Origin of the sequence: Nostoc sp., from assembly GCF_036917435.1 — a bacterium.
Lineage (GTDB): Bacteria > Cyanobacteriota > Cyanobacteriia > Cyanobacteriales > Nostocaceae > Nostoc.
Genome location: NZ_JBALDM010000008.1, coordinates 18,464 through 32,516 on the forward strand (window position 1 = coordinate 18,464; position 14,053 = coordinate 32,516).

The 14,053-nt window shown below is 41.2% G+C and carries 16 protein-coding genes; 5 read left to right on the forward strand and 11 right to left on the reverse strand.

Going from position 1 to position 14,053, the window contains the following annotated elements; translation table 11 throughout:
* The first annotated feature begins 44 nt into the window (after positions 1-44).
* Positions 45-908 carry an alpha/beta fold hydrolase gene (locus V7K98_RS03755; protein WP_335019489.1) on the forward strand — a complete coding sequence of 288 codons (864 nt, stop codon included), beginning with the start codon at positions 45-47 and terminating at the stop codon, positions 906-908.
* 301 nt (positions 909-1,209) lie between these two features.
* Positions 1,210-1,665: a pentapeptide repeat-containing protein gene (locus V7K98_RS03760; RefSeq protein ID WP_335019490.1), complete on the forward strand. Its 456-nt coding sequence runs from the start codon at positions 1,210-1,212 to the stop codon at positions 1,663-1,665.
* A 216-nt stretch (positions 1,666-1,881) separates the two neighbouring features.
* On the opposite strand, the gene V7K98_RS03765 is transcribed toward V7K98_RS03760, so the two are convergent.
* The 3 genes from V7K98_RS03765 to V7K98_RS03775 all read right to left on the reverse strand — a co-directional run bounded on the left by V7K98_RS03765 (position 1,882) and on the right by V7K98_RS03775 (position 5,146).
* Positions 1,882-2,748, reverse strand: coding sequence for a sulfite exporter TauE/SafE family protein (locus V7K98_RS03765; RefSeq protein ID WP_335019491.1), 867 nt, complete (start codon positions 2,746-2,748; stop codon positions 1,882-1,884).
* A gap of 106 nt (positions 2,749-2,854) precedes the next feature.
* Positions 2,855-4,966, reverse strand: a complete 2,112-nt coding sequence (locus V7K98_RS03770) for a M3 family metallopeptidase (RefSeq protein ID WP_335019492.1) — start codon at positions 4,964-4,966, stop codon at positions 2,855-2,857.
* A gap of 57 nt (positions 4,967-5,023) precedes the next feature.
* On the reverse strand, positions 5,024-5,146 hold the full coding sequence (locus tag V7K98_RS03775) for a hypothetical protein (protein ID WP_335019493.1): 123 nt from the start codon (positions 5,144-5,146) through the stop codon (positions 5,024-5,026).
* Positions 5,147-5,172: 26 nt separating this feature from the next.
* Here V7K98_RS03775 and V7K98_RS03780 point away from each other — a divergent pair, with 26 nt between their 5' ends.
* Together V7K98_RS03780 and V7K98_RS03785 are read left to right on the forward strand one after the other, a co-directional pair.
* Positions 5,173-5,847: a Uma2 family endonuclease gene (locus V7K98_RS03780; protein WP_335019494.1), complete on the forward strand. Its 675-nt coding sequence runs from the start codon at positions 5,173-5,175 to the stop codon at positions 5,845-5,847.
* Between the two features lie 283 nt (positions 5,848-6,130).
* Positions 6,131-7,084, forward strand: a complete 954-nt coding sequence (locus tag V7K98_RS03785) for a hypothetical protein (protein WP_335019495.1) — start codon at positions 6,131-6,133, stop codon at positions 7,082-7,084.
* Positions 7,085-7,147: 63 nt separating this feature from the next.
* Here V7K98_RS03785 and V7K98_RS03790 read toward each other — a convergent pair whose 3' ends face one another.
* Together V7K98_RS03790 and V7K98_RS03795 are read right to left on the reverse strand one after the other, a co-directional pair.
* On the reverse strand, positions 7,148-7,306 hold the full coding sequence (locus V7K98_RS03790; RefSeq protein WP_335019496.1) for a hypothetical protein: 159 nt from the start codon (positions 7,304-7,306) through the stop codon (positions 7,148-7,150).
* 9 nt (positions 7,307-7,315) lie between these two features.
* Positions 7,316-7,453 (reverse strand): hypothetical protein, encoded by a 138-nt coding sequence (locus V7K98_RS03795; RefSeq protein WP_335019497.1) that lies wholly within the window; start codon positions 7,451-7,453, stop codon positions 7,316-7,318.
* 483 nt (positions 7,454-7,936) lie between these two features.
* On the opposite strand from V7K98_RS03795, the gene V7K98_RS03800 reads away from it, so the two are divergent.
* Positions 7,937-8,458 (forward strand): hypothetical protein, encoded by a 522-nt coding sequence (locus V7K98_RS03800; protein WP_335019498.1) that lies wholly within the window; start codon positions 7,937-7,939, stop codon positions 8,456-8,458.
* Between the two features lie 300 nt (positions 8,459-8,758).
* Here V7K98_RS03800 and V7K98_RS03805 read toward each other — a convergent pair whose 3' ends face one another.
* The 6 genes from V7K98_RS03805 to rpsP form a co-directional block, all read right to left on the reverse strand.
* A complete protein-coding gene (locus tag V7K98_RS03805) occupies positions 8,759-10,579 on the reverse strand; it encodes an ABC transporter ATP-binding protein (protein WP_335019499.1) in 1,821 nt (606 codons plus the stop codon).
* An 89-nt stretch (positions 10,580-10,668) separates the two neighbouring features.
* Complete coding sequence (locus V7K98_RS03810) at positions 10,669-11,469, reverse strand: DUF6816 family protein (RefSeq protein ID WP_335019554.1); 801 nt, start codon at positions 11,467-11,469, stop codon at positions 10,669-10,671.
* A gap of 95 nt (positions 11,470-11,564) precedes the next feature.
* Complete coding sequence (locus V7K98_RS03815) at positions 11,565-11,969, reverse strand: ChuX/HutX family heme-like substrate-binding protein (RefSeq protein WP_335019500.1); 405 nt, start codon at positions 11,967-11,969, stop codon at positions 11,565-11,567.
* Between the two features lie 100 nt (positions 11,970-12,069).
* Entirely contained in the window at positions 12,070-13,023 is a 954-nt protein-coding gene (locus V7K98_RS03820; RefSeq protein WP_335019501.1) for a PhoH family protein, read from the reverse strand.
* 256 nt (positions 13,024-13,279) lie between these two features.
* On the reverse strand, positions 13,280-13,717 hold the full coding sequence (locus V7K98_RS03825) for a KH domain-containing protein (protein ID WP_335019502.1): 438 nt from the start codon (positions 13,715-13,717) through the stop codon (positions 13,280-13,282).
* Positions 13,677-13,940 carry a 30S ribosomal protein S16 gene (rpsP, locus tag V7K98_RS03830; RefSeq protein WP_094328165.1) on the reverse strand — a complete coding sequence of 88 codons (264 nt, stop codon included), beginning with the start codon at positions 13,938-13,940 and terminating at the stop codon, positions 13,677-13,679. The genes V7K98_RS03825 and rpsP overlap by 41 nt, the downstream gene beginning before the upstream one ends.
* Positions 13,941-14,053 lie beyond the last annotated feature (113 nt).

Sequence of the window (14,053 nt, forward strand, 5' to 3'; positions counted from 1 at the left end):
AAAAAATTGTAAATAATCAATATCACCAACAAAAAACACAACCTATGACTATATTTGAAACGAATTGGAAACACGAATATGTAACTACCAATGGGGTAAAACTACATTACGTTACTCAAGGTGAAGGCCCCTTAATGTTGATGTTGCATGGGTTTCCTGAGTTTTGGTACTCTTGGCGGCATCAAATACCAGAATTTGCCCAAAATTTTAAAGTTGTTGCCATTGACTTGCGTGGCTACAACGATAGTGATAAACCAAGTGAGCAATCAGCTTATGTAATGGATGAGTTTATCAAAGATGTTGAGGGAGTAATTAAAGGATTAGGATATCAAAAATGTGTATTAGTTGGACATGATTGGGGCGGTGCGATCGCTTGGAATTTTGCTTATGCTCACCCGGAAATGTTAGAGCAACTAATTATCCTTAACCTGCCTCATCCTGCTAAATTTGCCGAAGGGTTACGCACTCCCCAACAGTTGCTACGTAGCAACTACATATTTCTTTTTCAACTACCGTGGCTACCAGAATTACTTTTACAATCTTCAGACTACCAAGCCATTGAAACAGCTTTTCAAGGTACAGCAGTTAACAAAAGTGCTTTCACGAAAGCCGATATTGACGCATATAAAAATGCTGCTGCAAAACGCGGTGCGCTCACAGCAATGTTGAACTATTACCGCAATATTTTTCAGCAGAAAATGCTAAATTCAAGTTGGGGCGTTCTGGAAGTGCCAACACTGATGATTTGGGGAGAAAATGACACCGCACTCGGTAAGGAACTAACCTACGATACCGCAGCTTATGTTAGGGACTTTCAAATCAAGTACATTCCTAATTGTGGCCATTGGGTGCAGCAAGAACAGCCTGAATTGGTTAATCAGTATATGCGAGAATTTCTAAAGACTTAACCTAATTTGTGATTAAATCATTTGGCAAGTATTTATACTTATCAAATTAGCCAAATTTTTGCGAGTAGTGCAAGCTCTTAAAAAGATTTAACAGAGATTTAACACTGGAACCTTTTTAGGTTTATCGGGTAAAAATCGACAAAAAACAGGATATATGGCGTTTATTATCTCGCTATTATATCTGTTTCATATCACAACCAACTTGTTGGTAGATAGACAGATTGACCTCACGAAGTTTAGTGAGATAATAAAGTTGTGAGGGACAGAACGGACGCAACTTGATTATTAAGGGGGAAAATATATGAAACTCCAGCTATTAGCGGCCATGGCCTTAGCAACTCCCCTATTTTTCACTACCTCGGTTAGAGCCGAAAATCCGCAGGATTTACAAAAGCTGCTTTCAACTGGGGAATGTATCCAGTGCAATCTATCGGGAGCTAACCTAAGTGGCGCTCATTTAATTGGTGCTGACTTGAGAGGCTCAAAGCTTCAAGGAGCCAACCTTGTAGGGGCTAACCTAGAAGGTGCTGACTTAACTGGTGCAAACTTGGCAGGTGCCAACCTAACATCAGCTTATGTAACCAATGTGAATATGAAGCAAACCAATCTCAACGGAGTAAATTTTACTCGCGCTACGATTCACGATTCTAATGTGTACAAAGCATCAATGAACGATCTTAATCTCACTGATGCCGAGATATTTAACACTGGAATCGGGATTGGGGGAGAGGATGCTGAGATTCCCGACTGGAAATAGGCTGAACTGAATAGGCAGGTAAAAATAAACACAACATTGGAGAAACTGGTTTTTTGCCAGTATTATCTTTAAAATCTGCCTATAAAATAATAAAAAATGAACCCCTTCTGTTTTGTAATCACTTTACTATGACCAAAGCAGAGGGGGTTTCTTATTGAGATTGAATCGAATATCCGTGTAAAAAAGTGCAATTTAGACTGAAAAGTTTTGCTATATCTAGCTTTCAAGCTTTTCATTAGAGGATTTGGCTTTGTGAAAGACCCGAAACGCGGAGATACTCAAGATTACCCCTAGTGTAATCTTGAGTACCGATGCTGGAAAAATACCTACAAGCATTCCTCCAATGATGGCTCCAATTACCGAACCAACTCCCATAGGCGCTATGGTATTGCTCAAGGTTGTACGATCTACAAATGCACCTCGACTAGCATATTTGATAACCCCTACCAGTACAGTTGGAAAACTAACCAAAAGGCTGGCTGTACCTGCTGTCTTAATATCTGCGCCAAAAGCGAAAACAAGTGTTGGGATAATCACTTCACCCCCTGCAACCCCAAGTAGACTGCTTACCAGCCCAATTGCTAGTCCAAATAAGATACCTGCTAAAATGCGCCAACTTAAAGCAGGGGGTAGAAGGGCTGGTATTTGTTGAGGTAGAAAACCCTCGACTATCAAGGCAATGCCAATGACTACCAATAGCACTAAAATGATTCGCTCAAGCTGTTCGTTTGAGAGCCTTCCCGCCATCGCCGCCCCAAAAAAAGCAGTGATAACCGCTCCGGCAATCAAGGAGAAGATCACAGGCAGCAATGGAATAACGGTGCTAAAGGAAAGCTTACTGCCCCGGATTACCAAGGATGCAGCAATCGTAATCAAGCTGACAGCCAAGTTCAGAGGCACAGCTTGCCGCACTGAATAACCCAATTTTCCAGCAAGAACTGGCAGGCGAAACTCTGCACCTCCCAAGCCAATCAGCCCTCCTAACAGCCCAATTGGTATGGAATAAAGAAAGGATAATCGGAAACGACGTAGTTCCAAACTTGTAATTGTAGGCTCCGGCGCAGACGAGTTATTCTTTTTCATCAATTTTCTGCTTAGGTCTTTTCCTTCGTGAACTACTCGTGGTTGCCTGTTTTCAAAGATTTGATGCAAGAGACATTGCAATGCAATGTCCCTACGGAGGTATTGTTTAGTTTACAGCAGCACTGACTAAACCATTGTGCCTGAGCAAAGCGATCGTGCTTGGTTCACGACCCCGGAAAGTTTTAAACACCTCCATTGGATGCTGACCACCACCAAGCGCCAGTACCGTATCCCGATAACGTCTACCTGTAGCTTTTACAGCCTCTTCATCTTCTAGCCCAGCTTCTTCAAAAGCAGCAAAAGCATCAGCACTCAGTACCTCAGCCCATTTGTAGCTATAGTAACCTGCTGCATAACCACCCTCAAAAATATGTCCAAAAGCACATAACATTGCATCTTCTGGAAGTGGCTGTAAAACGGTAGTAGTCTTGGCTATGCGATGGCGCACATCTGAGGGGGTTTCATTACTACCAGGGTAATAGCGGTAGTGTAGTTCTAAATCCACACTGCTCAGGTGAATTTGTCGCAGCGTGGCAGTACCACTCATATAATTACGCGCCGCTAGCAGCTTTTGATAATAATGCTCCGGTAGGGCTTCACCAGTTTCATAATGCTTCGCCATACCAAACAAAGTGAGCCGCTCATAGCACCAGTTTTCCATAAACTGACTAGGTAGTTCCACTGCATCCCACTCCACATTATTGATGCCTGCGGCTCCGGGATAGTCAACCTTAGTAAGCATGTGGTGCAATCCATGACCGAACTCGTGGAACAAAGTCTCTACTTCGTAGAAGGTCATCAAACTAGGTTTTCCATCGATGGGAGGACTTTGATTACACACCAAATAAGCTACTGGTAAGCGGATGGCAGTAGTACCATTTTCAGTAATTTTACCCCGATTAATGCACACATCCATCCAAGCACCACCGCGTTTTTCGGCTGGACGGCTATAGGGGTCTAAGTAGAAGTAGGCTATGGGAGAACCAGTTTTATCAGCAATTTGGAAATAACGGACATCCTCATGCCATACTGGGGCTTGATCATCGGCAGAGGTGACAGTAACACCAAATAATCGCTTAACTAGTCCAAATAAACCGTCTAACACTTGGGGAAGCGGAAAGTAGGGACGCAATTCTTCAGCAGTAAAGGCAAATTTTGCTTCTCTTTGGCGTTCTGCCCAAAAGCTGATATCCCAGTGTTTTAAATCTTCAGCTTCTGCTGCTCTCTGTGCTGCTGCAAAAGCTTTGAGTTCTACCAAGTCTTTAACAGCCGCATCATAACTAGCGCGGCGTAGTTCTTCTAATAGGGCGTTGACTGCCTCAACGTTGGGAGCCATTTTACTAGCAAGGCTCAATTGGGCAAAACTTTTAAAGCCTAGTATATCTGCGAGTTCTTGGCGCAACTTCAAAATGCGCTCAATTAAGGGGTTGTTATCCAAATCGCCAGTAGAAGCGCGGGTGATATGAGCTTTATAGAGTTTTTCACGCAAATCTCGGCGGGTGCTGTGCTGCATGAAAGGGGCATAACTGGGGAAGTCTAAAGTAATCCGCCAGGGGCCATTTTCTGGTGTGGCATTGCTTTCGCCAGATGCACGAGCAACTTGGGCTGCTAGACTCACTAAGCTTGGTGGTAAACCGTCAATTTCCGCTTGTGTTGTCAGGGTTAAGCTGAAGGCTTTCGTAGCATCAAGTACATGGTTAGAGAATTTGGTAGAAAGTTCTGCTAACTCCATCTGTATGGCGTTGAAACGCTCTCTTACCTCTCCTTCTAAGCCAACACCAGAAAGTTCTGCATCTCGAATGGCGGCTTCTACTATACGCTGTTGGGCTAATTCTAGAGTTGCCCAATTATCGCTGTTACGGAGTGCTTTAAAAGCATTGTAGATGGGTTGGCTTTGACCGAGCTTATTGATAAATTGTATGACTAGTGGCTGTACGATTTCATGAGCTTCGCGCAGTTCCGGGCTATTTTTAACACCCATTAAATGATTCACCACCCCCCAACTCCAGATAAGCCGTTCAGTCAGCTTTTCTAAGGGTTCTACTAAACCACTCCAAGAAGGCTGTACACTTGCCTCTAAAGTGGCAAGTTGCTCGTCAAGTTCTGCTAATAACTGATTGAAGGCTGGTACTACTCGTTCTGGTTTAATATCTGCAAAGGGAGGTAAGCCAACGCCTTGGAGTAAGGGATTTTCGGAAATAATGGTACTTGCACTCATGGTTTTGTGTGAACTGCGAAGAATAAAAATCATTGTTGATTTTTATTTATATATCTTCTAATGTAGCGATCGCTGTACTAAATAGTCTTGCCATTCTGACAAAATGGCAAAAAAAGCGAGAATTACTGACAAAGTTCTAGAAATATCAGCGAAAGTCTTTGAGATAATATAGTCATGCACCCATCTTCTCAATCAGGCGGCTAATTATGACTAGCCTCTTATCCAGTTCTCAATCAACAGAAGTTTTTTACCCAAGTTCGGATGGTGAACCTTTGGCAGAAAGTTATGTTCATTTATGCGCTCTATTGGCAACTTTAGAAGTATTGAGGCAATATTTACTGAGTAGGCAAGCAACCGTTTTAAGTAACCAGTTTCTCTACTATGCTCAGGGTTTTCCGAGGTTACGTGTAGCTCCAGATGTAATGGTGATTTTTAATGTTGCTCCTGGAGGCCGGGATAATTACAAGATATGGGAAGAGGGACAAGTACCTGTAGTCATCTTTGAGATGACTTCGGAAGGCACTAAAAACCAGGACATGGGCTTTAAAAAGACACTGTATGACCAGCTAGGGGTACTGGAATACTGGTTATTTGACCCGAAGGGAGAATGGATTAAAGAGCAATTGCAAGGGTATAGGCTGCGAGGCGAGGTGTATGAACCAATTACAGATAGTCGATGTGAACCTTTGCAGCTGCGTTTGCAAATAGAGGGGCAACTGATTGGTTTTTATCGAGAAGATACTGGGGAAAAGTTGCTGATTCCAGAGGAGTTGGCAGAGGCGCTAAAACAGGAAAAATTAGCCAAGGAACAAGCACAGTCCCAGGTGGAAAGGTTGAAGAAACAGCTGCGATCGCTAGGTGTTGAGCCTGATAATATTTAGCTAACTCAAGTTGAGTTCGTGCGATCGCTAAAAGACATGATAATGTAGTATGTCAAACAGGTAGCTATATCCGCCAGCATCGGCGTTAACCTGAAAGCGCAGTTTACGTTCAAGAATCCTACACTTTTAAGGCTTGGGAGTGTCAAATTAACTGAGCGCGATCGAGCATCTTTAGCGAACCGAGAAGGGAGGCTCGACTTTTATGATTTTATTTGGCAACTCATCTTTTTACTCGTAAAATCGAAGACAAGATCAAGGTCAGTAGAAAAGAGTCCCTAAATTAATGAATACGTTAATCAGTCAGGGTGGAAGAGTTATCACCAAACCTCAGATGGTAGATCGGATAAACGATATCGGTTGGCAAGCTCAACAAGGTAGCGTTGCTGCAATTATTCAGCTATTGAATGAGAAACTAGCCAAATCTGGTGTCAGAACTAGAGCTATTTTTTCTGATGGTGTCTTACAACTTCTCTGCGAGGCGGCTAGAATAGAGCAACTTGAGCAATCTCCCCTTGTAGAACAAATCCAGCAAATTCTTGAGTCCATTGCCCCACGCCACATTCGCCGAGTCAATATCAACAGTCGGATTGTTCGGGAACAACAATTGCTGTGGTTAAAAGAAATAGATAGCGATCGCGACAGCCAATTGCTTTGGTCGCACGAAATTGCCTTAATTCAGCCTAATATTATAAAGCAACTAATTAAAGATTTGACAGAAGCTCAAGCTGAACTAGGAAAACCAAGTTTCCCCAAACCTCAAGTTTCTCGTCCTTTGGTACTTATTAACAAAGAAAAACACCAAAGTAAACCTAAAAAAAAGATATTAGCGGCAGTTGGTTTATGCTCCCTGTTGTTGCTTAGTTGGGTTGTTTATGCCCAGTTAGGTAATAAACTGAAAAACTTAATACAACCAGAAATTTCCAAATCTTTAACTACAAATACTAACGAGAATAAAGCCCCAATATCATCTCGTATTCCTAACAATATCTTTGACGATCAATCTAATGATCCATTTGCAACATCTGTGCGAATTGCAAATCTTGCTTCCACATCTGGTAAAACAGCCACAACCTCAACTCAGTGGTTAGAAATCGCTGCTAAGTGGCAACGGGCTTCAGATTTAATGAGTACAGTACCACAAAAACACAGCCGTTATCAGGAAGCTAAAATTCGGACTCAACTATATAAGAAATACAGTGAAGCGGCGCAGAAAGAAGCCGATAAGAGTAAATCTTAGTTTTATTATTATTAGAAGAGTTCGATTCTTTAATTAGTGTTCTCGCAGTGGTGAATGGATTATTTACTTTACTTCTCGCACTTCACCCAAGCGCGTAAAACGAATTTCAATGCGTCGCCGCTTCGATTTTGGGTGACGCTTGTCTTGGGGAATAGGAGCAAATTCACCAGTTGGTAATATTAATTGTGCCGCAGAATAAGCGCGAAATTGAACTCCTGGCATCTTATTTTGTTACTGGATTTTCACCAGTTCTTTAACCACTGCAAGGGAACGCATCAATCCTAAATCAGCGTTAGAACCTGCTTTAAGTGTACTAACTGAACCACCTTGACTAGCAGCTAGCTCTAAATTAGAGTCTGATAATACCAATAGGTTGCTCGTCAGTGTCTCCAATAATTTCAACGATGTTAATGTTATAAGATTTTGTATTTTTTTCTATATCAGGTACGAGTTTATTTTTGATATAATCCAACATTGTCGTTGGAATTACTGGACTACCTGGATCAAACCTCGAATTTTAATCTTTTTAAGCACTCTACTGAATAATACACAAAAAATGTAGATAACGCCGAGCATATTCAGCAAATATCACGATGTCATTTATAAGTGACAAAAAATAAAATATTAATAATAAAGAAATTTTATAGAAAACCTAATAAAAGTTTTTTATATCTCTAGGCTGGGTAATTGTAATTGACTTTGGTTTTTTGTTTCTATGGACGACTCTAATAAACAATGATTGTCCAGAATCTTTGATAAGAGACACAACCTATTTTGCTGGAACTACCACCATAATTGGTCGATTAACCATTACTCCAACGCCTTTCTCAAAACAACCGTATATTGGCTTTTATGAACAGCAATAAAATGAAAAAAACAATCGTTGCTACTACATTGGTTTTTTGTTCTGTATTGATTATCAGTTCTAGTGAATCTGTGAATAGTACTTCTATAAAGAATAAATTGAATCAAGGAAATATTGCAATAGCTACTCAATTTAATTCTAAATCTATTTCCACAAACCAGCTAGATAATACCGAAATTGTTAACAAAGGTAGTAAGTCAACATTAAATAAAAATACACCTATCAAAGAGAATAAGTCTAATGAAATTGATAACGATAACCCGATATTTGGGACGATCAAAGATATGCAAAATGGAGACTTAAAATGCTATGTTACTGTTGTAGATGAGAATGGTAAGTTATATGAAGGTGTTGGGGCAATATTTGATATTTGCGAACCAGATAAATACGTCAATCAAAAAGTAAAGATGTCTTATGAGCTAGAGGATGTCAATGATTGTCAAAGTTCTGAGCCTTGTGGGAAAACAATCAAAGAATGGCTGATTACTAAGATAGAAATTCAAGATTAAGAATTACCGATTGACACTCCCCGTCCTAAAGGAGCGTCACCCGAAGGGCAAAATAAAGAGAAATAAAATGCAATACGGTTCAGTTAAGCCTTTCTTTCTTCTCTTTGCTTTGCGGTAATGCCTCCGGCACGCTCCGCGAACGTTAAAAAAATGACTTTAGTAAAAAGTTTTAGCCTTAAGTGAACTGTATTGAAATAAAATGGATTGAAAAAATCGACCCTATTGTATTGTCAATAAGGTCGATTTAATCAGGGGAATTAATTTATGGGATCAATCCAAAATCTAAAATGTCTATATTCCCTAACTCAGAAGTTCTCCTGTTTCTTGCAGGGAGTGTAAACGGCGGTAAATGCCCTCGTGACGCAAGAGTTCATCATGGCTACCCACTTCTACAATCTTTCCTTGCTCCAGAACTACAATTTTATCTGCTTCCCGCACTGTACTTAAACGGTGAGCAATCACAATAGTGGTGCAAGTACCCTGAATCGATTGCATCGCTAGCTGAATCGAACGCTCAGATTCATAATCTAAGCTAGAGGTGGCTTCATCAAAAATCAGCACGTCTGGTTGAACTAACAACGCCCTCGCAATTCCTAAACGTTGTCTTTGTCCTCCAGATAACCTCACACCTCGTTCCCCCACAACAGTGTAATAACCTTTGGGTAACTGCTCCACTACTTCATCGACTCTGGCAATTCTACAGGCTTCCTTAACCTGCTCTAAACTGGCATCCCGCCTACCATAAGTGAGGTTATCCAATATAGTACCGTTGAAAACGTCTACTTCTTGGTGAACGATCGCTAATCTTCGTCTATACTTACCCACATCCAAAGTGCGAATATCTTGACCATCAATCAAAATTTGACCTGATTGAGGTTCAAAATATCGTAACAGCAACTTCACTAAAGTAGACTTACCAGAACCAGAACGCCCCACTAATGCCACTGTTTGGTATGGCTCAATCAACAAGTTAATATCTTGCAAAACTTGACGGTTGGCATCATATCCAAAACTGAGGTGCGACAACTCAACTTTTCCAGTAAATTTATAAGGTGATTCTGTGTGGTTACTCTCTTCTAAAAGACTAGCTGAATCAGATGCAGTTGGCTCTTGCAGAAATTCGTGAAACCGGATCATCGAAGAATAACGACGGGCAAAAACTTCTCCCAAGGTGCTAATAGGTTCTAATTCCGCATAAGCCATGCTAGAAAGAGTTAAGGTCATGACAAAATGACCAAGAGAAATTCTTCCATCTAAGGTTGCTGCTAGAGTCAAACCCAAGATAGTAAACACGCAAAACTGAATTACAGTCCTTTGCCAAGTAGCTAGTTTGGTATATCCTTTGTGGACACGATACTCAACTACCATTAATTCCCGATCTAAACGTTGCTTTTGCCGTTTCAGTTCATTAGCTTCTGTAGCAAATGCTTTCACCGTTTTGATGTTAGTGATTAATTCCGAATTGCGACTTTCCGTATCTTCTGAATATTTATCGAGAATAGTTTCATGCCAAATCAGCTGCTTTAAATGCTTTAAGCTCAAGCTCAAAATAACTACAAAGGAAATCAAATATAAAATTGCAATTCGCCACTCAATTAGCAAGATAAATCCAAAAATTGCGAGTACTCGAACTAATCTAGGAATCAACTGTCCGGCAATTTCGGGATAAGTAAAAGTGTGGTTAGAAATACCTCTAGCTATTCTTCCCGCAATGCGTCCGGGGTTATTTTCATCATAAAATTCTAGTGGAAGAGTGAGAATTTTTTCTATGGCTGTTTGGGCTTTCTGGCGACGCATCCTTAAGGTTATATCCCAGTGAAACCAATGGGTTAACCAAGGCTGTGCAGGCGCTTTCACTACTGTGACAACAAATATTAAACTCAGTAATATACCCAAAGATAGAGTTTTACTAACTGGGTAATTGCTAAAGTGCGAAAAAGTTGCGATCGCACTTTGAAGTGGTTTATCCAAAGGTTGAGCAGACAAAACGTTTAAAATCTGCCCAATCGCATAAGGAACAACCAAATCAATAATTTCGTAAATGCTGGATATCGTAATACTAAAAAGACTCAGTTTCCAGTCATAGCGAAAATAATTGACAATATCTTGAAATTTGGCCATGATACACACCGTCCAAGAGCGCGATCGTGAGCTTGGAATTTATATACTACAAACGTAATACAAATTAGTCAAGGTCTATTAAGTTTAAATCATTCTTTCTGAATATTAGGCATTTGTACTGCAACAAACTCTAGGCGATAGCGATAGAGAGCAACTGGTCGAGAACCAGCTTTAAAGTAATCTGGATCTTGGGGTGAAAGATAGACAGCAGTAACTTGATCTGCCTCAATCGCCGGATTCGCTGTTAGCAGTTTATGATAGGCGGTGGTAGATTCTACAGAGTTTAAATAGGGGCGTGAACCACCTTTAAATAATTGTTGAAACACTTCTGTAGTGATAAATTTGCCATTAGGGATAGTTTCTGTAGTCCGTGCAGTCACAATGGAGACTAATTGGCGACTGCTACGCAAGAATGTAATCTGACGATTAGGTGAATCTGGATCTACTTTGACTGACAACACTGCTTCATCCCCTAAATAAGCTCGTGCCAAATTCAAACTATTAAATGCTCTGTCTGCTACTAAGCTTGGAGATTTGTAATCTATCTGAGGGAGTATTTTTAAACTGGATATATGTGGTTGAGCCTTTACAAATCTTACTACAAAACTCACAGGCTGATTTAATTGTCGGCGATTACCTTCAAACCCTGGAGTTACGATATCTGGTGCTAAAGGCGCAGCTAAATCTACTAAAGTACTCGTAACTTTCCATTTACCAGCTATCCATTCCGGGTAAACCAAATCACCCGAAGCCGGTTGCACTGAAGTTAATTTTTCCCACTGAGGAAAATTTGCTAACCGTTCAGATAACTCTCCTGCGATCGCTTCACCACTAAACAGCAGGAATAAAACCAACAAGCAACAACTCCAAATTACCTTCATTACAAGCATCAGTAGTTTTTTGTTGATTTTTTCATATTTAGACACCCGACTTCTTCAAGAAGTCGGGTATCTGGGAAACCCTAAATCAAGTTTATTTTTTTAATTTAAATCTCTGCTGGTAAAGGTTCCCAAACTTCCCCATACTTCTCTTTTAGAGTCTGCCAAGCTTCTACTTGTCCTGGTTCATATTCTCCAGGTTTACCCCATTGCAAAAATAAGCTTAAAGCGGATTCGTGTTTATCATCTAAAAACCGAATAGCATAGGTTGTAAAATTGCCTCTTTTCGCTTCACCTGTTTCAAATTTTACTTGAATAATTCTGTCCATATTCAAGTGAAATTCAAAACCTTCGGTGTGCATATTCGCGTACTTACCCTTTGGTAATTCTGCATAAAATAGCTTTTCAATCTTGCCCCGTGCTTCTAATACAGCCGCGCTGCTAGTAACAATTAGACGCAAGGTTCCCAGACTCTCGCAAGCTTCTAAAAATTCTTTCAAAGTAGTACTCATAAATTATTATCCTTTGTTATTTGTTGATTCCCAATTCCCAATCCCCAATTCCCAATGCCCAATGCCCAATGCCCAATGCCCAATGCCCAATTCCCAATTCCTATTTTTCGTATTGTTCATAAGCCGCAACAATGCGCTGAACTAGAGGATGACGCACGACATCTTTTTGAGTGAATTCGCAAAAAGCAATGCCTTCAACGTGTTTTAAAATTTGTAAAGCCACTCCTAAACCCGATTGTTGGTGAAGTGGTAAATCAGTTTGTGTCATGTCGCCTGTAATCACCATCCGCGAACGGAAACCCAAACGAGTCAAAACCATTTTCATCTGAGCGGGTGTAGTATTTTGAGCTTCATCGACAATGATAAAAGCGTTATTAAGGGTGCGTCCCCGCATATAGGCGAGGGGTGCGACTTCAATCACCCCGCGTTCCATTAAACTGGGTACTTTTTCTGGGTCGATGAATTCATAAATAGCATCGTAAAGTGGGCGAAGATAAGGATTAACTTTCTGCTGTAAGTCTCCAGGCAAAAAACCGAGTTTTTCACCGGCTTCGACGGCAGGGCGAGTTAAAATTAGCTTTTCAATCTGGTTGGCAAGGAGTGCTTGTACAGCGACAACAACGGCAAGATAAGTCTTACCAGTACCAGCAGGCCCAATCCCAAAGGTAAGATCGCGCCTACGGAGTGCGTCAATATATTGACGCTGGCGGAAGGTTTTAGCACGGACTTCTTCACCTCGGCGACTTTTGGCAAGAACATCTCGCTGTAAATCTTGTAGTTCTCCTTGGCGATCGCTATCTATGGCTTGACGGGCTGTTAAAATATCAGCACTGGTGATGGTATTGCCTTTAATCCAGAGGTTTTCAAGCGATCGCACTAATCGAGAAGCCAGATCGATTTGCTCTTGCGTACCAGAAATCACTAATTCTTGCCCGCGTAACACTAAAGTGGCTCCTGTTTGGCGAGATAGGATTTTGAGATTTTCTTCTCCATCTCCCCCAAGAGCGATCGCGCTAGGAACATTCGGCAGCTGAATTGTGAATGCACCTGCCATAGTATTTTTTAATTCGTAAGGATCTATTTTTGACAAAGGTTAATACTTTCTCGCTAAAGGCGAAATTACGCTTTTTTACTTACATTTTAGAAAAATCTTTGCAACAAATTAATCATCTGTAGGGGCATAAAGATTTATGCCCCTACTGGTGAAGAGTTAAAAAAAAGATCCAAAAATCTTTTTGCTACTTTCCATCTTTACAAAAATTCTGAGCGGAGGTAACAACAACCGCTCAGATTTGCTCTCTAGTTTTAACCTAGCGGAGGCGGGGTTTAACAATGGGTTTGGGCCCATCATTTCCACGCGCTTCTCTCATTTTTGGCGGTGGCGATCGCTCTTCTGTGTCTTCATCAAAAGACATACCCTCGCGGCCAGGAGTGGTACTGCCGTAGATATCCAGGTATGCCGATTGTCCAGCTGCGGCTGCGGCTGCGGCAATTACTGTCCGAATCGCCTGAATATTGCGTCCCCCTCGACCAAACACTTTCCCTTTATCTGTGCTTTCAAAAGCGATGCGAACCCAAACCCGGTTTAGGGCCTGAGAAATTTCACAATCGACGCTTAAAGTCTCTGGAGATTCCAAAAACGGCTGTACCAAAAATAGAACCAGATCAACATAGTTGGGACTGGCTGTTGGCAATTTTGTTCCGAAATTATGATGCGGCTGTTGTTGCACTGACCTGTTCAAAAACATTAGCTTTTACTAGAATGCGACGTACGGTGTCAGTGGGTTGAGCGCCTTGTTGTAGTCGCTTGACGATACCAGGAACGTCTAATCGCACTTCATCGGTTCTGGGGTTATAAAATCCCAATTCTTCTAAGGGACGGCCATCACGGCGAGCGAGGTTGTTAATGGCGACAATACGGTAACTTGCTTCCCGTTTTTTACCGAATCGCTTCAAGCGCAGTTTGATCATGGTTGAAGAATCATTCTCCTGTTGTTTGATATTAATTAGCAACTAGTCGGCGAGGAAGCAACCTAAATCTGGCTGTTGCCAAGAAATTGAGGGTTAGTTTCCTCTGCTGATAA

What these genes read in the sequence shown, in the direction of transcription:
- V7K98_RS03755 (WP_335019489.1), top strand. Translation starts at nt 45, where the DNA reads ATGACTATATTTGAAACGAATTGGAAACACGAATATGTAACTACCAAT.
- V7K98_RS03760 (WP_335019490.1), top strand. Translation starts at nt 1,210, where the DNA reads ATGAAACTCCAGCTATTAGCGGCCATGGCCTTAGCAACTCCCCTATTT.
- V7K98_RS03765 (WP_335019491.1), bottom strand. Translation starts at nt 2,748, where the DNA reads ATGAAAAAGAATAACTCGTCTGCGCCGGAGCCTACAATTACAAGTTTG.
- V7K98_RS03770 (WP_335019492.1), bottom strand. Translation starts at nt 4,966, where the DNA reads ATGAGTGCAAGTACCATTATTTCCGAAAATCCCTTACTCCAAGGCGTT.
- V7K98_RS03780 (WP_335019494.1), top strand. Translation starts at nt 5,173, where the DNA reads ATGACTAGCCTCTTATCCAGTTCTCAATCAACAGAAGTTTTTTACCCA.
- V7K98_RS03785 (WP_335019495.1), top strand. Translation starts at nt 6,131, where the DNA reads ATGAATACGTTAATCAGTCAGGGTGGAAGAGTTATCACCAAACCTCAG.
- V7K98_RS03790 (WP_335019496.1), bottom strand. Translation starts at nt 7,306, where the DNA reads ATGCCAGGAGTTCAATTTCGCGCTTATTCTGCGGCACAATTAATATTA.
- V7K98_RS03800 (WP_335019498.1), top strand. Translation starts at nt 7,937, where the DNA reads ATGAACAGCAATAAAATGAAAAAAACAATCGTTGCTACTACATTGGTT.
- V7K98_RS03805 (WP_335019499.1), bottom strand. Translation starts at nt 10,579, where the DNA reads ATGGCCAAATTTCAAGATATTGTCAATTATTTTCGCTATGACTGGAAA.
- V7K98_RS03810 (WP_335019554.1), bottom strand. Translation starts at nt 11,469, where the DNA reads ATGCTTGTAATGAAGGTAATTTGGAGTTGTTGCTTGTTGGTTTTATTC.
- V7K98_RS03815 (WP_335019500.1), bottom strand. Translation starts at nt 11,969, where the DNA reads ATGAGTACTACTTTGAAAGAATTTTTAGAAGCTTGCGAGAGTCTGGGA.
- V7K98_RS03820 (WP_335019501.1), bottom strand. Translation starts at nt 13,023, where the DNA reads ATGGCAGGTGCATTCACAATTCAGCTGCCGAATGTTCCTAGCGCGATC.
- V7K98_RS03825 (WP_335019502.1), bottom strand. Translation starts at nt 13,717, where the DNA reads ATGTTTTTGAACAGGTCAGTGCAACAACAGCCGCATCATAATTTCGGA.
- rpsP (WP_094328165.1), bottom strand. Translation starts at nt 13,940, where the DNA reads ATGATCAAACTGCGCTTGAAGCGATTCGGTAAAAAACGGGAAGCAAGT.